Source organism: Flavilitoribacter nigricans DSM 23189 = NBRC 102662 (genome assembly GCF_002646595.1).
Taxonomy (GTDB): Bacteria; Bacteroidota; Bacteroidia; order Chitinophagales; family Saprospiraceae; genus Flavilitoribacter; species Flavilitoribacter nigricans.
Window position 1 is genome coordinate 72,037 of the sequence record NZ_PDUD01000048.1, and the last position, 18,481, is coordinate 90,517.

The window sequence follows — 18,481 nt, forward strand, 5'->3', positions numbered from 1 at the left end:
ATTTTTAATTATTAATGATAATGGGCTGAAAGTCGTAAGTCTTAATACGACTAACTGCACGAAGTGCTATTCAAGAAGATATCGTTGAATACTACTCACGGCCAGGTGACTTTTCACGATGGCCTTTAGCATTTTCAGGTCGTAATCGATCAGTTCTCTTTCCAGGCGGAGTAATTCGTCAAAATTACTGCCGGTCGTACTGTAGCTCGCTTGCAGGATCTCAATAGCGGAACGCGTAATTTGCTGCTGTCGTTGGTACAATTCCCGTTGCAGGCGGGCAGTTTCAAAGTCCGCATAGGCCCGTTCGATCGCAGCCGTAAAACGGTCCAGCACTTCATCTTTCTGATGCTCCAGGGCCTGGATCCGGAATTGTTCCTCTCTTTCTTTAGCCTTATATTGTTCCCGAAACAGGGGCACTTTCACGGTAGCCCTTAACTGCAAAATATCCCGGCCGTTGTTCGGCAATTCCATATCAGTACGCTGGTTGACCATGATATAATCCAGGCCTAGTCCGAACATGGGTTTACCGTTCAGTTCATTGACCTGGATCGCAGCCCGGGAAACCACCTGCTGCAAAGCGTACATGCGCAATACGGGGTGGTTGGTTTCGATACTGGCCAGTAAAGTATCCCGACTGAAGGGAATAGCCGCGAAGGCCAGGCTATCGGCCACCTGTACCGGGGTTCCCGCCGGCCGATGCAGCAATTGATTCAGGGTAGCCAGTGGATTGGTTTCGGAAATTTCCAGAATGCGCAGTTCCTGTTGCAACTCTTCCAACTTTAACTGTACGCGCAGTACATCCGCCAGGGTAGCTCTTCCACTCTCTACTTTAATTCGAGCCAGCTCTTCCAGGGATTTAAGGAATTGCACATTGCGCTCGATGATCATCCGGCTTTGCCGGATCCCGTACAACTGATAATAGGCCTCTTCTACCTGATAGTACAACTCCAGTCGACGGGCTGCAATGCGTTCGTAAAGCGCTTTGGCCTTGGCCAGTTCCAGCTCTTTCTTGCTATCGAGCGTTCCGAACCAGGGGAACATTTGAGTTGCGCCCAGGCGGAAGGACTGAGCGCCCAGCCGAGTCTCTACCGGTAGAGGAAAGACGCCCGCACCAATTTCCGGATCGGGTAATTGGCTTACCTGGGGAGCTCGCTCCAAGGCTGCCCGGTATTCACTGGTAAGCATCTTTAGTTCAGGGTTGTTGTCGACCACTTCCTTTTTTAGTCGCTCAAGAGGAGCCGTTTGGGCAATGAGCAATGGACAATGGACAATGAGCAATGTGCAATGAACAATTAACAGTGTGCAATGCTTTACTTTATTGTTTTTTATCATGATTTTGAACTTTCGATGATTCTGAATAACATTCTGGCGATTTCCTCGGCATCTGCGTGTAAACTTTCAAACTGTTCAGGGGAGAGGTATTCGGTTTCTTTCAGCAAGCGTAGCCAGTATTTTGTTTCTCTTACTTCTTTGTAAGCGATCGACATTTTAGCCCGAAAATCCTTTTTGGTATAGCCCCCGACCGCTTCTTCAATATTCGCGCCAACCGAGGTACCCGACCGTAAAACCTGTTTGGCCAAAGTGAATTCTCTCTTCTCTTCCATCATGTACTTATAGAGCTTCACTATTCGGACTGCAAACGCAAAGCTCTTTTCTAAAACCGGATTATTTCGTTCACTCATAATTGCTCATTGTCAATTGTTCATTGCTAATTGCTAATTGTTCATTGCCAATTGTTAATTCTCAATTTCCATTCCTGCCAAAGGGAATAAAGAACCGGCACGGTAAACATGGTGATCATCTGCAAGGTCATACCCCCGAAGGAAGGAATGGCCATCGGCACCATGATATCTGCACCGCGACCGGTAGAGGTCAACACCGGGAGTAGAGCCAGAATGGTGGTGGCCGTCGTCATCATGGCCGGTCGTACCCGGCGCAGCCCCCCTTCCACTACTGCATCCCGGATACCAGGAATCGTATCCGGCTGATTATTTTTAAAACTATCTTGCAGGAAGGTAGCCACCAGCACCCCGTCATCGGTTGCGATCCCGAATAAGGCCAGGAAACCCACCCAGACCGCCACACTCAGGTTGATGGTGTGGATCTGGAAAAGCTCCCGCATATTGGTACCGAGAAAATTGAAATTCAGGAACCAATCGGTATCGTAGAGGCCGATCATGATGAAGCCACCGGCAAAAGCGATAAAAACACCGGTAAAGACCATGGCTGAAATGGTGACGGATTTGAACTGGAAATACAGGATGAGAAAAATGATCGCCAGTGCGATGGGCACCACCACACTCAAGCGTTTACTGGCCCGCACCTGTTGTTCGTAGGTCCCGGCAAAGCGGTAGCTAATACCGGCAGGCACTTCCAAGGTGCCTTCATCGATCAATTGCTGAAGGTAATTTTGGGCATTATGGACCACTTCTACTTCGGAATAATCCCCTTCACGGTCAAAAAGTACGTATCCGATGAGGAAACCATCTTCACTTTTGATAGACTGGGGCCCCGGTTCATAGCGGATGGTCACCAATTCACCCAAGGGGATCTGCTGCCCGGTAGCCGTAGGCAGATAGATGCGTTTCAGTATTTCCGGATCATCGCGCAGTTCCCGGGGATAGCGAATACGGATCCCGTAGCGTTCCCGGCCTTCGACGGTTGTGGTCATGGTCATACCGCCGATGGCCGCTTCAATATACTGCTGGACCTTTTCGATGGTCAGACCGTGGCGGCTGATAGCGTCACGGTCAATGTCCAACAACATATAAGGTTTACCTACGATCCGGTCGGCAAACACCGCCGCATCCTTCACGCCATCTACATCCTTCAGGTATTTTTCCAGTTCCAGACCGAAAGCTTCGATGGTGGGCAGGTCCGAGCCCTGGACCTTGATCCCCATGGGGGCCCGCATACCGGTCTGCAACATAACCAGTCGGGTTTCGATAGGTTGGAGTCTAGGAGCCGAAGTTACCCCGGGGATCTTAGTGGCCTTGATAATCTCGTTCCAAATGTCATCAGGACTATTGATATGGTCCCGCCATTGTCGAAAGTATTGTCCGTTCTTATCCGGGATGAGTTCTCCGGCCTCGTCCCGGAGATATTCACCGTCTTCAAATTTAAAGCGGATCCGGTGACCTTCCACGTCAGTTTTGTATTCCGATTTGTACTGGATCACATTTTCGTACATGGACATCGGTGCGGGATCGAGGGCGCTGGTTACCCGGCCGGCTTTACCCACTACGGTCTCCACTTCCGGGATGGCCGTTACGGCCATATCCAGTAAACGCAGGTTTTTGATATTCTCCTGCATCCCGGAATGGGGCATGGCAGTAGGCATCAGCAAAAAGGAACCTTCATTAAGCGAAGGCATAAACTCCTCACCGGTCTGCTGGAAGATCGTATACCCCTGGTAGACGATAAAACTCACCACCAAAAGAAACAGGATCTTGAACCGCAACAAAAAGCGGAGGATATTTTCATAAAAGTAAATCACGACATAAAAAAGCCCGATCAGTCCTCCGGTCAGGATTACCACAAAGAGGAAATTGGTAAGACTACTTTTCGTTACGCCCAGCGGCATCCAGACTGTAGCCAGCAACCAGGCAACAATGAGGGCATAGATGATGTTGGTGATCCAGGATAATATCTTAATGTTCCTTTCGGAACTGTAGCTTTGCATCCAGGTATTCAGCAAGCCTGCCAAGCCCACTACGGCGAGAATACTACCCAGGAAAGGTGCATAGCCGATAGCCAGGATCAGCCCTCCGATGAACGCGAGGCCGTTGCCGGCGTAAGTCAATGCTTTGTTTTTTGACCGGAAGGAAAATAGGGTGTGCGCCAGCGGTGGGATAATGGTGATGGCCACAATAATGGATGCCACCAGGGCAAAGGTTTTGGTGAAAGCCAGCGGCCGGAACAACTTACCCTCAGCGGCCTGCATGGTAAATACCGGAATGAAGCTGATCACCGTGGTAGCTACGGCCGTGATCACCGCCGAGGCCACTTCCACGGTAGCCTCGTAGATACTCGTGAGCAGGCTCTCTCCGGGCGGCGCTTCCTCGATGCGTTTGACCATACTTTCGGTGAGTACGATCCCCATGTCGACCATCGTGCCGATAGCGATGGCAATACCGGACAGGGCTACAATATTGGCGTCCACTCCAAAATAACGCATGGCGATGAAACACATCAGTACAGCCACCGGCAGTGTACTGGATATCAGCAGTGAAGACTTGAGGTTGAGCAGCATGAGAATCACCACAATGACCGTAATAAGCACCTCCAGGGTAAGGGCTTCTTCGAGCGTGCCGATGGTTTCATTAATCAGTTGGGTACGATCATAGAACGGCACGATCTCAACCTGTGAAACGGTTCCGTCACTGAGGGTTTTAGTGGGCAGACCCGGTTCAATTTCGGCAATCTTAGCCTTTACATTTTCGATCACCTCCAGTGGATTGGCTCCATAACGAGCCACCACTACCCCACCGACGGCTTCCGCCCCGGATTTATCCAATACCCCCCGCCGGGTAGCCGGGCCGATATTTACGCTAGCTACATCTCCAACCCGAAGCGGCACATTTTCATTGACCTTGATGACACTCTTCTCGATATCCTCCACTTTTTCCACATAACCCAGTCCGCGCACAAAGTATTCCGCCAGATTGATCTCGATGGTTTGTGCCCCAACATCGATATTACTGCTTTTGAGCGCCTTCATCACTTCTTCCAGCGTGATATTATTGGCTTTCATGGCGTTCGGATCAACGTCGACCTGGTACTCTTTTACGTAGCCGCCGATGGAGGCTACTTCCGAAACGCCTTCCGCCGAAGACAACCCATACCGTACGTAAAAATCCTGGATACTGCGCAATTCGTGCATATCCCAACCACCAGTGGGTTTACCGTCTTTATCCCGTCCTTCCAGGGTATACCAATAGATTTGCCCCAGGGCGGTAGCATCCGGTCCCAGGGTAGGCTGCACGCCATCAGGTAGCGTATTGGCCGGTAGCGAATTTAATTTTTCCAGAATACGGCTTCGGCTCCAGTAGAATTCTATATCCTCATTAAAAATGATGTAGATACTGGAGAAGCCGAACATGGAGTTACTCCTTATACTTTTCACGCCGGGAATGCCCAGGAGCGCTGTCGTTAAGGGATAACTGATCTGATCCTCCACATCTTGGGGAGAACGGCCCATCCATTTAGTAAATACGATTTGTTGATTTTCTCCGATATCGGGGATTGCATCTACAGCCACCGGATCGCGCGGCAATTCTCCCAAGCCAAAATCGAAAGGAGCCGTAGTGAGTCCCCAACCGACAAATAGTAGCAGTAATAAATAAGCGACTAGCTTATTTTCCAGGAAAAAGCGAATGAAATTATTGAGCATGGTATAGCCATCTACTTTCTTTTTTAAATGTTCGCCCTGAAATGAATATGACTTCTAAGGTGAACCTAAACAGGGATAGCAACCAAAATGGATACCCATTGAGGCTGCACAGAAAGAAAAGAGGATGCTATAAGCGGAAAGATTGGACGAGAACCGGAATGTCCCTAAGTAATAAGGGCGGTTTATACAAAGCGAAAGAAGGCTTCTTCCGCTCGATAGGGCTAGGATTAAAAAAAGTGAATACGAGCGCCACTACAAACTGTTGCAGCGGCTGACTGATGGAGTAATCTACAATTTGCAGTTCCTGATCCTGGTCGGCCTGGAACTGAATGACTTTATTGTTGCAACAATCCTTTTTATCCAGGGAGTGAGCCTTATTTTGGGTCTTTTCTTCCTGGTGATGAGGATGGGAACACTTCTTCTCAGCTTTCGGATTGGCCAGTTCCAGGCAATCCTTCGCCTTACCGAAGAAATTAACCGATTTCAGATGATCTCCGCAATAATGCATATCAATAGCAAAACCTACTGAGGTCGAGAACATCAGTATGGCTAAGCTAAAGGCTATGATGCGATATGTATTGGAGTTATTCATATTTAATCAAGTACAAAAGTACAAAACTTAAGGGGATAGGGTCTTACATTATTTTGCAGGAGATTTATATTATTTTGTTTCAATGAAATTATTAAAAGGGATTATCATACACCTTTCTTAATGCAGTCCGCTTGTACAAAAGCCATCTTGAAGGCCTAGTGCCAATTGAGGATTTGTTGAATGTTCTTCATCCATCGTCCAGTCACAGTCAGCGGTTTAGTTCTCTGGCCCGTGGAAACGGAAAAGAGAGACAACAAAAGCCTGCCTCGGGGATTGAGGCAGGCAATTCAATGCGCTCTACAGCAATAATCCGTTTGGAGCTCAACACATGAGATTTGTACTTCAGGCTCACTCGTTGGCGTGATGATATGCTACTCCGGAAACGCTTCTTTCGAACATTCCGGGACGGCCAGGTAATGGTCAAAAAAGGTTTCCGGTTTCGTTATCTCTTCCACTTTGTTAAGTAACGCTCCTGAATTCTGCCCGTCTTCAAAATAAGAACGTATTAAAAAAGGATAATCTCCTCCCTCTTCCGGATCGAAAGCCGATGCCAGGCAGGACAGCATTTCCTTATCTTGAAAATAGCGTTCAATCAGAGGAATTTTGCCATAGGTTCTGACATAATGACGGGGAGGTTCTTCCGCAAAGGCATCATTGGTAAATTCATAATGATGATCGACACACTCAAACTCGTCCTTATGATAAGGATCAGAAACACTAACCAACGTTTTCCGGGTTGAGGTACTGTGAAGTCTCCCGGAGGATGGTTCCCAGGGTTCGACCCAGTACACCCTCTACTTTCTAAATCGTGTTCTCCTTTTAACCCATCTTCATGCTGTGCCAACCAATCCAGGTAGATCGGTCTGGGGTTATCGAATAACTCTTTATCGAAAAAAGTCGATTCCAGAATGGAAAACCCCATATTTTCCCAGCTTTCTCCCTGGGCCAGATGCTTATCAACTTTGTCTTTCTTAAATAAGCGAAAATGGAAATCTTTACCGTTTGGAATGATGGCAAAAAAAGCGGTTACCTCCTGTCCGTAGGGGAAGGCCAGAGCGACGCAGGGAACGGGATCCTGTGCTGGTTAGTGGATCTCCTCCATAAAATGCATGAATCCCTGCTGTATGGGATTCCAAATACAGAATAAGCCATGGCCCAGCAAACTGGCATTAAATTTGTCGGCATAGATCTAAAAGCCGAAGACCGTGACCAAAGCCTGGTTTACCCATATCATCCAACATTATCCCAAAGCCTATTATCACTGTTTATACCAGTTTAAGGATCTTTACCCTAAAGACTGGAAGCCCCAAATGCGAAACGCTGATCAACTCATTACCTTCTTCGCCGCACAGCAGATCACCATAAAGCTGGTCACGGAGTTTGATAATTACCTGGAAGCGTTAAAATATGGATTCGAGATAACCAGCGAGCTCGGCCCCTACGAATTACAGAGTGGTTTTCAGTTTGAAAAAGAGCACTACGCCAAATGGGCCGCCTTAGAGTTTGCCTTTTTTGTACTCAATTTTCAGAAACGGCAGCGTGAAAAAGCTAAGCCCAGGAAGTCCCACGGTGTTACACGGTATAAAAGATAGTTCTTTGCCAAAAGTAGGGTGCAATTATGATTTGGAATAGTTTCGAGTGGAGGGCTAAATGGTCATTTTGTCCCGACTCATTGAGTGCGGGATGTCGCTGCACTCCATTTTATGGCTTTATGGTTACACGGTTTTATGGCTGGGGGTGAGGCACCAACCGCATAGCCATTCAGTCATCCCAACGTTGGTGGGTAGCCCTTATCAAATCATCATTATCGTTACAGTAAATCTGGCCAAGAATTATTACACTGTCAAATAATTAAACCAACATTCTTTGTGTTTCATAGCTTCATTTTTTATGCTATTTTTTTCCATGAAGCCATGAAACAATGGAGCTTCGAATCGCCGCTTGGTGAGCAGTTCCCATAAAATTTTGCTACTCTATTTGCCCTCCCCTATTTGCCGATCCTCACTCTACCAGGCTTTTACCCTTTCCCGACATTCACAAAAAAGCTATATTTGTAATTGTATTTCCTACCGGTCACCAATTTTGCCGGTAGTCGATCATCTCCCACTCATCTTAAGGTTAGCTATAAACCAAGCTATCCGGCCAGCGCTGGAATGCAGTAGCAAGTCATCAGTTGCAGAATGCTTTAATGATGATCTTGTCCTACTAAAACTGCAGTCCCGCTGCAACGGATAGCACAAATAGCTAATCCAGATGCGACACCTTACCATCTTCCCTGCCATCCCGCAGGCCTCCCGTTCCCTCGAAAGTTATCTGAGTGAACTCAATAATATTCCCTTGATCACCGCCGAAGAAGAGATCCGGCTGGCCCGGCGTATTCGGGCGGGCGATGAGCAGGCGCTGGCGCTGCTCGTCCGGGCCAATTTGCGTTTTGTGGTCTCGGTGGCCAAGCAGTACCAAAATGCCTACATCCCGTTGATGGACCTGATCAGTGAAGGGAATATCGGATTGGTAGAAGCCGCCCGGCGCTTCGATGAAACCAGAGGATTTAAATTTATTTCCTTTGCCGTGTGGTGGATCCGGAAATCGATCCTGGAAGCGATCCGGGAGAAGAGCCGCCTGGTACGATTGCCGGGCAATAAATTGCAGCAGTTGAGCCGGGTGCGGTCCGCGATGACGTCTTTGGAGCAAACCCTGGAGCGGGAACCCACCTTAGAAGAACTAGCTGAGCCCCTGGAATTAGGTGCAGCCGAACTGCGTGATCTACTGGAACTGATGCCGCGACGAGTATCGCTTCATACTCCTCTTGAAACCGGGGAGCCCCCTACCCTACTGGAAACGCTGGTTGAAATGAACACCACTGCCCCGGACCAGTCGCTGGCAGAAACAACATCGCAGCGCATAGCCGTAGATCAATTACTGGCCGGTCTGTCGAAGCGAGAGCAGCGCATTTTACGACTGCGTTTTGGTCTGGCGGGAGATCCGTCGGAAGAATGGATGAGTTATGAGGAGATCGGGAAGCGAGTGGGTTTGTGCGCGGAGCGGGTCCGGTTGTTGAAAAATCGGGCTTTGTTGAAGTTGCGGATGATGGGTTGATGATTTGATGTTGTGATTGATGGTCGGATGGCTTGATTGTCGGATGGTTGGCTGGTGGGAGGTGCCCAAGATTGACATGGTGGTATGGGCTGGAATGCGATACCCGCATTCTATTTTTGCTGTGAGATGGTTATTGTGGAATACCAAGTTTTGGTAAGAATCACATTAGATATTTTTTTGCTTTACAAGATTGTAAAGAACGGCGCAAAATGATAGGACAATCATCATCTCAATCTCTGGTTTTTCATGGTGGCATCCTCAGAAACGCTTCTAAAATCCTCCGCTTCGCAGTTTTTTTTAAGAAAACTCACATATTATTAAATATCTTAATTAATTAAAAATTCTCTTGATTATCAGTATAAAATTATTAAATAACAACGTGTACATTTTACAATCCAAATATTGTTCCTAAAAAAAAGGGAGCGTGGCGAAGGCGACGGTCAAAACTTGACAAAAAGAATTATTGTGTCCAACTTTGGTAGTGTTAAATGTAGTCATGATTTGGAGGCTCAGTCATAGGTGTAGAACGACTATAATTGCTCTTAAAATTCGCCATAATAAGGGCGAAATTTAAAATCCAGTATGATGAAAATATCCCGCACCGGTTTGATGCTGAACACCACCTACTTTTCCTTTGGCAATTCCTGTTGCCGGTATATACTACACGACATTTGGTTTTCCTTACTCGTCGGGACAGATTGTGCATTTGGATCGGCATCATCCCTTATTTATCCAGGTAATCCATCCGGGCCATCAATAAAATCCGGTGAATCCGGGTATACATACGATGTAATTTCATTTTCCATAAGTCTTATTGATCCGAGTCTGCCGGAGCGGGCTCGGATCTTTTTGGCTTATGGATAGCTGGTTAAATGGGTAATTCGGAATTCCTTGAGTTAATAACCTAGTAAATAAATAGTCAAGTTGATATGGAAGATGAAAAAAACACCAGGACCTTTTACGAACGAACTTTTGGCTGGTTGCCAAAAATACCGTTGAACCGAAAAGCAACCGAAACTCCGGATTCGGATCTGGCATTTGAGTCCACTAGCGGAGCGGAGGTGGTAAAGAACCCAGCACAGCGGCAGAAGAGCAAAAAGCCATGGTGGATAAAAGCACTGCGGCTGCTGGTAGTGACGCTCTTGGTGTTGGGAGTGAAGTTCTATTTCTGGGGAGGGACGCCGGTGGATGCAGCATACGAAATGAAAATGGTCAACGATCCGGACGTACTGGCGGAAGGGTCGGCATGCGACCTTTTCCGGGAATTGAAGGCGCAGCAGTCCGCCTTGTTGGATACCCCCGGCGAAAAAATCCTGTATCATACGGATACGGTGGCGGAAAATGGGGTGCGCACCACCATGGAGATCAAAACTACAGTCGGCAAAGGCGTGCGACTGGGCAACGCCGCCGATGTGAACCTCGATGACCTGATCCATTTTGAGATACTGACCCAACAACAGGCGAGGCTGGTATTTTCGGACGGAACCTGCGATGTCTATGATCTGGGTGGCGTACTGCGCTTAGTCCAGGAAAAAGACAAGTGCCATTTGTTCCAGGCAATCACCCAGGATGGGGTGACTTATGAGTACTTCAACATCATGTATACGGAATCGTTTGAGAAGATCAAATGCGAGGAAGGGACCTTCTACCGGGCGCGTTTAAGTATCTCCAAGGCGAAGTGCCCGGCGGGAAATAGCCTGGTGAATTGTGGTACGGATTTTTTTAGCCGGCATGTCTACAATAAGTTGCGCAAGCAACTGGAGTTTATGGATCCGAATGTGGATTATAAATATCGGCGCGAGTATGAACTGTATCCTTGTAAATGCGTGGGAGCGGAAGATAGTCCCGCCGTAAACGCCGACCAAATACGATTGGATCCGGAGGCTCCCACCACGATCGTGATCAATGAAGAGACGGACCTGGAGGCCCTATTCGAGGGGATGGTTTTGGATACTATTGAGGGCGAACGGTAGAAGGGCTTTCCGGTGTTGGATGGCTTCTATGGGTCGATGGCTGGATGGCTCGATGGTTGGATGGTTGGATGGTTATATTGTTTTATTGTCATATTGTTGAATGGCATGGCTGGATGGTTATATTGCTTTATTGTTGGATAAACTGTTTACTTACGACTTATAGACTTTCTGACTTACGACTAAAAGTCATCCGATACTCGATGGGAGTGATCCCGGGTTCGATTCCCGGGTCGGATCGAGACCGTCGGCGACGGATACCAGGTTGCGATGTGGTAATATTGTGATGTGGTGATGTCCTGATTTTATAAGTTTTTTTTCATTTTTTCTTAGCTACCCTTGAGTGATTCGGGAGAAGGGGCGGCATGGGCTTGCTGTGCCGCCACCTTTTTTGGACCGGGAGGGTTGTCTGGACCGGGAGGGTTGTCTGGACCGGGATGGCCAGGATGGTTGGATGGCCAGGATGGTTGGATGGCCAGGATGTTCTCTTTGAAATTTTGATGACTCTGCGCGCTCTTTCTGCAGTTTGCTTTCAAACCAATTTTGATCATGGCAATTGTTGCTGCTCTTGTATTGTCCAAGGGTTAGCAGGTATTCTAATGCCCTAAAATGAAAGAAGATGAAACATTTGAATTGCTCTACAAAAAGATTTACGGAATATTATCTGGATGTGCACAAGAGTATGCTGCTGCTTGAAGATTTTACCTTTAGGTATAATCAGGACAAGCCATTGCGGAAACAATTGCGGGCCGGTCACCTAACTTTAATGCACCGATTACTGAATATTCAGCGGATCGTCCTGTGGAAACAGCAATCGGGCAGAAGACCATTGAGTCCCGGTACTCCCCTACCCTATTTATCAGCCAATAATGTGTATTTAGGAATAAAAATAAATGTAAGCGGCCGCACCATACAGAACCTGCGGCAGCGGTTGCAGGAAGCGGGACTGGTCCTGGACGAGGTCTGGCACGGCAGTAAGGCCAATTACGAGATGCGATTGAACCCCGAAGTGATCTTTCTGGGTCGTCGGGGAGATCGGCGGAACTGGATCTCCCTTTTTGAGGGTAAAGCAATGACCGTTGAGGTGAGTATAGCCGAAAAAGGTCACCAGTATTCCGGAGCAACCAACATAACAGATGGCGATCAACAAAAAACGGAAGATCTGGAGCAACAGATTACCGATGCTACTGAAGTGTGGAAAACCACCGCTACACCTGTGGAAATCCCCCTGGAACCGGCCATTCAACAGCGTGCCCATCACCCCTCTTATGAGGAAAAAATTACGGTTTTTTCCGAAAATCTTTCGTCCAAATGTACCCTGTCCCTACAGGATACTAATCAATTAAATCAATTAGAGATCGATCGATGTGGAAAAGGTGCTGGTACCGATGTCGATCGGGCCGGTGGCCAGCGTCGTATTTTTTTGACTGGTTACGAGACCGACAGCGACGAGCACAGAAAGCCCCCCCGGGTTGCGCGGCGCCCCCCCGTGGGTGAGGAACGAGGAGTGAGAGATGAGGAAGGAGAAGTGAGGAATGAGGAGAGCGGAAGATTTGGTGATGGGGTGAAGGGTGATTTGGTGATTGGGAGGGGTCAGGGCGCAGGGCGCGGGGAGCATTGTATTCCGGAAACATTCGGGGGAGTGGTAGCTGGGCTGCCGGATAAGTTGGGGCGGCGGATCTTCCGGGAAGTGTCCAAGGTGTGGGAAGTGGCTCTGGAAGAGCTGTATGCCGGGGAATGGATCGCCAATACGGAGCGGGAACGAGCCATGGCCCGAATGGCGGAGTACTATGTGCATGCCTTGCCGGCGCGCTATGCAGCGGGTACGACCGAGATCTGCGAGCGGATCCGGCTGGTGCGTAAGTGGATCGACCGGGGGCGACAAGCAGGGCAGGAACGCTGGGTGCCGATACCGAGTGTGTACTTCGATTATCGGAATACCCGGGGATTTGGCCGGACGAAGGCGTGGTTTAAAAAGCATATAGCCAAGCGACGGGAGATTGGAGACAATATCGCAGTGGCCAAAGCAGTGGGAAGGTATCAGCGATGCTGTAAGGAGCATTCCGATGCTGAAGGACCGATGGCAGTTTATCAAAAATTGGTGACTCAATTGGAAGGGCACGGTGAGGAAATCGTACAACGATTTCACCATGCGGTGAAGTAATGGCAATTCAAAAATAAATTTAACAAGATGAACAACCGTAGAAAGAAAAAACCAGCGAGCGAATGCAGGGGTCGGTTCAAGCTGGTCATCTTTTTCAAGGATCACCGACTGCAACAAGGATTTACCATATTCAGTAAAGTGGGCCAAGATGTCCGCGGAATATCTTTAAAGCGATTTAAAAACCTGGTGTTGAAGGGAAAATTTGCCGGTCGGGTGAAATGGGCCGGAATTTATGAATCGGGACAAAACGTTTGGCAGTGGCGGTGTCCTTAACGAGGGCAAACGAGTGAAAATAACGCCCCAGGTCCATTAGAAATGCAACAACTGATTCAATAACCTAAAAATCATTTTACCAATGCAAAAGCAAAAGCAATTGATCGAACTAAAAACTCCACTGAAGGACGGATGGACTTTTCAAATAATCATGGGGAGGAAAATAAAAACTTCAAGTTCGGATACGTTTGAAGAACTTGAAGACCAATCTATTGACTCCGATACATTTTTCGATATCCATCGCGGTGTGCACGCATTCTGGAAAGCCACCGGATCTTTACCCGAAAAGGGAGACATTATCTCAGATCCTCTAGATAATTCAACCGTGTACGAGCGGTGGATCTGGCTGAAAGATCAAACGGTGGTATTTTTTTTGAGTATTTAGGCTGAATCAATTCATTGCTTAACCAATTCAGGACTTACATTGGAAAAGTAGGAAACCTGGAAGATAGAATAGATAAAGCCGTAAAAGTGGATGAGGAGAAAACCGAAATCCTTACTTTTGCGCTCAATTAGTATCAGTAAATTTTGGAAAGGGTGGAAGGGAAATTCTTCCACCCTTCCTTTTATTATAAAGACACATAATTTAGAAAACAGGCTTTTAGAGCGGTTTGGAATTTTTGTTGGAATACCCTTCTGTTTTGGCATGATTTTAAAACAACATTTCTTATAAATAACAAAACCAGTATATAATTCCGGTTTTTTAGGTCTGGGGTTGGTGGAAGGCTAAGAATTTTGCAGTTTGATAAATAGTTTCCAACTTTAACGGCAAGCAAACAGGCAGGTTAGTAGCGTTGCATTTTTATAAGTTCTTTGCCAAAAGTAGCGTAACCATCATGAGTTGGAAGACTTTTGAAGGGGGGCTAAATGGTCATGGCTTCGATGGCTGAATCAGTGCCAACCATATAGCCATACCAGCCATCCGACCATCCCAACGCTTGTTGGTAGACCTCCGCAAATCATGGTTACCATAAATTTGCCCAAGAACTTAATATTATAGAGCAAAGACAAACTGCCGGATAAACATTGGATGAATATGAAAAATGACCCAGGCCGGAATAAGCCAGAACAGCCGGCACCTACCACGCCCAATCGCAAATTTTTTGCACAAATCCCCATTCCATTTTTTGGTCGAAAAGACCGCATACCGGTCGCTGGCCAAAAAAAGTCCGTTGCCGGGAAGTGGTCCCGTTCCAGTCTCCTGTGGCTGGCGTTGGCCTGCCTTGGCGGTTTGTTAATACTTCAGCAATGCAAACGTGCCACCGTCCAAAAAGCCGAAGCGGCCCTGGTCAACCTGATCTATGATAATTATTACTACCACCACGATGATTGTGACTACCGTTTATTTGCAGCGGCATCCGCCTGCACCTACCCATCAGTAGCCAGAAAAGATTATGAAGCCTATCTAGACCGGGAACAGGGCCAGAAAGATAATCCAGGCATTGGTGAAGTCGCAGAAAATTATATCCGGCAACGCCCCCGGATAAACATGGACCGGCTGGCGTATTACGAGCAACTCACCCGGGATCGCGTGCGACTGATCTACGATAACGGCGCCTGCGAGATCTTTGATACAGAGGATCTGATGTACAATATCCAGGACAAGAAACGATGTGGGCAGTTCAGGGGCATTCCCCAAAACGGAGAAGTCACTGAATTTGTCAACCTTCTGTACATTGAATCCTTTGAGAAGATCAACTGCAAGGATAAAGAACTCTACCGATTAAAGTTGGGAATCGATATATCCAGTTGCGCCTCCCTGCGGACCATTGACGACTGTGGGGTAGGCTCATTTGGCGTTTATGTGTACCGGAGACTTCGCAAGACGCTGGAGGAAATGAATCCAGGTACGGATTTTAAATATCGGCGGACGGTAGCTTGTGATTGTTGATTATAAAAGGAGTAAAGATTCTGGAATATAACTACTCATGCAGCCAAAATGAGATGGGCCTTTGCCTTAGCACGGCGCATTAAATGTTCCAAAACTTCAAAGTTTTCCAATTCTTTCTTCTCATTATCCGTCAGCCCTTCCGATTTTTCCTTGTGAACTAGCATCTCATAACGTTGGCTGGACTGCTCAGACGGCTGAAAGGCAATGACGTCTTCCGGACTTTTACGAGCTATGAATTCTACAATTTCGTCAAAGATGGTGGATGCAATCATTGTTCTCTGAGTTATCATTATTTCAAATTTACGAATTAATCAATAACAAAAGGCAAATGAACTTTGAGAGCGCTAGATAGCCCCAGAGGATCGAATGCAACTGACCTTTTTCTTTAAACCCCTAAAGGTGTTGCATTCGATCCCATCTTTGGTTCTGTTATGCCGCCTTACTTTCCTCTTCCTCTTGCCAGGGAACCGTTGACTCTTCGCTGGTCTCTACCCCATTCACCTTTTCCGAGTGCTCCAATTCCGGCAGCTGCACATTTTTCCAGGCGTGGTACTGCGCTTTTGCCATTCCGCTGTTTGTGCCACTGGCACAAGCCCGACGGATAAAGATATCCTGTCGATAGATCGGTGGCAGGCTTTCTGCCACCAGAGCCAGTTGCTCGCGGTCGGCGGGAGGAAGGACCTCAAAGCCGAAAGACGCTACGTAGTAGTTGCCAAAATCATTGGAGCGCGGTTCGGGGTGGACGGTAAGTCGGATGTCCGTCAGGCCGGCATCTTCGTAATAGAGATCCCCGAGGATCACCTGGAGTTGATCGACACTATACCCATGGAAAAGCAGGGAGCAAACGTGTCCCGCCTGGTTCACGAAAAACATTTCCGCCCACTTGCGGCGGGAGTAGCCCAGTATCTCATCGGTAAAGATGCGGTGGGCCAGTGGGATGATGGTGAACGCCTGCCCTTTGGGGGTAATGTCTGTTTCCCCGTTGAAATTCAACTTGCCGTTTTTGGCGTCGAAGCGGTACTTGCGGGGGAAACCCGGCAGGTATTTGATCTCCGGGAGATCGATCAGGGACTTGATGTCGGTTAGGGGTTGGAGGTTTTGGATTTTCATAAAGCACGTTTTGGACCAGGATTGCCGGGATTTAGGGATGACCGGGATGGCCGATTATACCTTGATACGGCAGGTACTGGTAGATGTTAGGAATTTGGACCAGGATTTGCCGGATTTAAGGATGACCGGGATGTTCCGATCGCCCTGTAAATCGGCAAAACCTGGTGTAGTTGAATAATAAATTAGAATATAGATTGGTCAGATGCGACAACGGCATTTTTACTGACCCGTTTGGCAATTTTATTATGCATGAGATAGGAGTGAATACTCCAGCCGTTAACGATGCCGGGCGGGCGTTTTCTTTCTCTCCAGATCGCTCGTTGGATTTCCTGATCAGTGGCATCGTAGCCCTGGCATTGCAGGTAATATCTGGTTTCTTCTTTGACCGTTCTTTTTTTCGTGATTTTGGGGATGGTATACATGGCATAAATAAGTTTGGTCAACATTAGAATGGTAAAAAAGACAGATCAATATTTTCGCGGATCTCCTGCTCGGGGAGATTGGAACGGAAAAAAAGGACGTGGTTGCTGATGTGGTAGAGGTCGGTGCAGCCGGTGATTTCGGTGGAGAAGATATGAATGGATTGCTGAAGGGGGACGCCCCCTCTGTCCTGCGGACGTCTCCCCGCGGGGAGAATAGCCTTCCCTTTATGAATATCGCCGGAGGAAAGCCCGTTCTGCCCTTTGGGCATCTCCCCGGAGGGGAGGCCCCTCTGTCTTTCAGACATCTCCCCGAAGGGGAGAATAGCGACCCAAAAATTTTGGGGTAAGCGGTGCAGGTCGAAACGGGGGGCCAATTCTAATGCTTCCAGGATAGCTTTTTGCCGGGCTTCGGCCGCTTCTGTTTGGGCGGCTCTAGCTTCACGCCACTCCCAATCCTGGGCTGCAAGTTTGGGTAAATTGCTGTCTCGATCAGCCTTAAAAGTGGGGGTAAATGATTTCATCAGAGTGAGTTTTAAGTGCTTAAGTATTATACTACAATATACGACTTTATTCGCTGAAAATCAATTATTTACATTATATTTTACTATAAAAAATTGATTTATTTTTCAATTAAAATTATTCGTTTTAATTGTTGTTTTTCCGTATCTTAATGTACGGTCAAAAAACCAATAGTCTAGGGGCGTCAGGATGGTTGAATGGTTTGATGGCTATATGGTTGGCACTATTTCAGCCATAGAAGCCATAATAACAATCTAACCATCAACCACCATACAACAAATAATGCCTGGCCGTCGAACAGTTAGCAATTATGATAAAAAGAACCTCCCATTTTTTTCAAGTATGAAATTATTAATAACCGGTAGCCGGGCGATCGCGGAGATCGAAGCGAATTTTACGCGACTTGCTAATGAGATAACAAGCAGATATCCAAACGTATCGATATTGTTGCACGGCGGGGCCCGCGGTGCGGATCAACTGGCGGATCGCTTTGCCCGGGTACACGGTCTGGCGGTACAAGTGATCCGGCCGGACTATCAGTACTACCCGGAGAAGCTGGCCCCACTTATGCGCAATACCGAATTGGTGGAACTGGCGGATGCGGTGGTGGCTTTCTACGGACCGAAGAGTAAAACCGGCGGCACCTGGGATACGGTGAAAAAGGCACTGGCCAAAAATATACCGGTGACAGAATTATTTGCGGATGGAACGGTGCGGCATACGCCTGCTAGATTGAGCTTGTTTTAAAGCTTGAAAATCTGGCAAATTCGAGCAATTTACCAGATTCCCAAAGCATGACGCGTTTGGCTGTCCCTGCTCGAAAACATTAGGTCTCCCCTACCACTCATCAATGATGATCGGCCGGGGTGGACCAACCTGGGTGCCCTTTATAAAGGCCGCAAGACGGGAGATGATTCTACAGGAATGATGAATGAGGAGTGAGAAATGGGAAATAAAAAATGAGGAATGAGGATGGTATAAACACGAATTGTACTCATTCCTAATTCCTCACTCCTCTTTTCTATGAAAAACAATGCACCAACCCGGTACGC

At 47.6% G+C, this 18,481-nt stretch carries 17 protein-coding genes; 9 read left to right on the forward strand and 8 right to left on the reverse strand.

The window, feature by feature from the left end:
• Positions 1-66 precede the first annotated feature (66 nt).
• From CRP01_RS35125 to CRP01_RS35145, 5 genes are all read right to left on the reverse strand, one after another.
• Positions 67-1,332 carry a TolC family protein gene (locus tag CRP01_RS35125; RefSeq protein ID WP_099154765.1) on the reverse strand — a complete coding sequence of 422 codons (1,266 nt, stop codon included), beginning with the start codon at positions 1,330-1,332 and terminating at the stop codon, positions 67-69.
• Positions 1,329-1,682: a four helix bundle protein gene (locus CRP01_RS35130; RefSeq protein WP_099154766.1), complete on the reverse strand. Its 354-nt coding sequence runs from the start codon at positions 1,680-1,682 to the stop codon at positions 1,329-1,331. Before CRP01_RS35130 ends, CRP01_RS35125 begins: the two co-directional genes overlap by 4 nt.
• Before the next feature lie 41 nt (positions 1,683-1,723).
• Entirely contained in the window at positions 1,724-5,392 is a 3,669-nt protein-coding gene (locus tag CRP01_RS35135) for an efflux RND transporter permease subunit (protein ID WP_099154767.1), read from the reverse strand.
• A gap of 127 nt (positions 5,393-5,519) precedes the next feature.
• On the reverse strand, positions 5,520-5,984 hold the full coding sequence (locus CRP01_RS35140) for an HYC_CC_PP family protein (RefSeq protein WP_099154768.1): 465 nt from the start codon (positions 5,982-5,984) through the stop codon (positions 5,520-5,522).
• Positions 5,985-6,355: 371 nt separating this feature from the next.
• Positions 6,356-6,709 (reverse strand): hypothetical protein, encoded by a 354-nt coding sequence (locus CRP01_RS35145; protein ID WP_099154769.1) that lies wholly within the window; start codon positions 6,707-6,709, stop codon positions 6,356-6,358.
• 260 nt (positions 6,710-6,969) lie between these two features.
• Here CRP01_RS35145 and CRP01_RS42570 point away from each other — a divergent pair, with 260 nt between their 5' ends.
• The 7 genes from CRP01_RS42570 to CRP01_RS35185 all read left to right on the forward strand — a co-directional run bounded on the left by CRP01_RS42570 (position 6,970) and on the right by CRP01_RS35185 (position 15,378).
• Positions 6,970-7,131, forward strand: coding sequence for a hypothetical protein (locus tag CRP01_RS42570; protein ID WP_170110676.1), 162 nt, complete (start codon positions 6,970-6,972; stop codon positions 7,129-7,131).
• A gap of 58 nt (positions 7,132-7,189) precedes the next feature.
• A complete protein-coding gene (locus CRP01_RS35150) occupies positions 7,190-7,576 on the forward strand; it encodes a hypothetical protein (RefSeq protein WP_099154770.1) in 387 nt (128 codons plus the stop codon).
• Between the two features lie 661 nt (positions 7,577-8,237).
• Positions 8,238-9,080 (forward strand): sigma-70 family RNA polymerase sigma factor, encoded by an 843-nt coding sequence (locus tag CRP01_RS35155; protein WP_099154771.1) that lies wholly within the window; start codon positions 8,238-8,240, stop codon positions 9,078-9,080.
• Between the two features lie 929 nt (positions 9,081-10,009).
• The gene (locus CRP01_RS35160) at positions 10,010-11,053 is read left to right on the forward strand and encodes a hypothetical protein (protein ID WP_099154772.1); all 1,044 of its coding nucleotides are present in this window, start codon (positions 10,010-10,012) and stop codon (positions 11,051-11,053) included.
• 616 nt (positions 11,054-11,669) lie between these two features.
• Positions 11,670-13,214 carry a hypothetical protein gene (locus CRP01_RS35170; protein ID WP_099154774.1) on the forward strand — a complete coding sequence of 515 codons (1,545 nt, stop codon included), beginning with the start codon at positions 11,670-11,672 and terminating at the stop codon, positions 13,212-13,214.
• 355 nt (positions 13,215-13,569) lie between these two features.
• Complete coding sequence (locus tag CRP01_RS35180) at positions 13,570-13,872, forward strand: hypothetical protein (RefSeq protein WP_099154776.1); 303 nt, start codon at positions 13,570-13,572, stop codon at positions 13,870-13,872.
• Between the two features lie 651 nt (positions 13,873-14,523).
• Positions 14,524-15,378, forward strand: a complete 855-nt coding sequence (locus CRP01_RS35185; RefSeq protein ID WP_143473678.1) for a hypothetical protein — start codon at positions 14,524-14,526, stop codon at positions 15,376-15,378.
• A gap of 35 nt (positions 15,379-15,413) precedes the next feature.
• On the opposite strand, the gene CRP01_RS35190 is transcribed toward CRP01_RS35185, so the two are convergent.
• Both CRP01_RS35190 and CRP01_RS35195 read right to left on the reverse strand, forming a co-directional pair.
• Positions 15,414-15,650: a hypothetical protein gene (locus CRP01_RS35190; RefSeq protein WP_143473679.1), complete on the reverse strand. Its 237-nt coding sequence runs from the start codon at positions 15,648-15,650 to the stop codon at positions 15,414-15,416.
• 157 nt (positions 15,651-15,807) lie between these two features.
• Entirely contained in the window at positions 15,808-16,488 is a 681-nt protein-coding gene (locus CRP01_RS35195) for a hypothetical protein (protein WP_099154779.1), read from the reverse strand.
• 170 nt (positions 16,489-16,658) lie between these two features.
• Here CRP01_RS35195 and CRP01_RS42040 point away from each other — a divergent pair, with 170 nt between their 5' ends.
• Positions 16,659-16,937: a hypothetical protein gene (locus CRP01_RS42040; RefSeq protein ID WP_143473680.1), complete on the forward strand. Its 279-nt coding sequence runs from the start codon at positions 16,659-16,661 to the stop codon at positions 16,935-16,937.
• Here the strand turns inward: CRP01_RS42040 and CRP01_RS35205 are convergent.
• The gene (locus CRP01_RS35205; protein ID WP_099154781.1) at positions 16,934-17,431 is read right to left on the reverse strand and encodes a hypothetical protein; all 498 of its coding nucleotides are present in this window, start codon (positions 17,429-17,431) and stop codon (positions 16,934-16,936) included. The genes CRP01_RS42040 and CRP01_RS35205 overlap by 4 nt on opposite strands.
• A gap of 340 nt (positions 17,432-17,771) precedes the next feature.
• Here CRP01_RS35205 and CRP01_RS35210 point away from each other — a divergent pair, with 340 nt between their 5' ends.
• On the forward strand, positions 17,772-18,176 hold the full coding sequence (locus CRP01_RS35210; protein ID WP_170110677.1) for an SLOG family protein: 405 nt from the start codon (positions 17,772-17,774) through the stop codon (positions 18,174-18,176).
• The last annotated feature ends 305 nt before the right edge of the window (positions 18,177-18,481 follow it).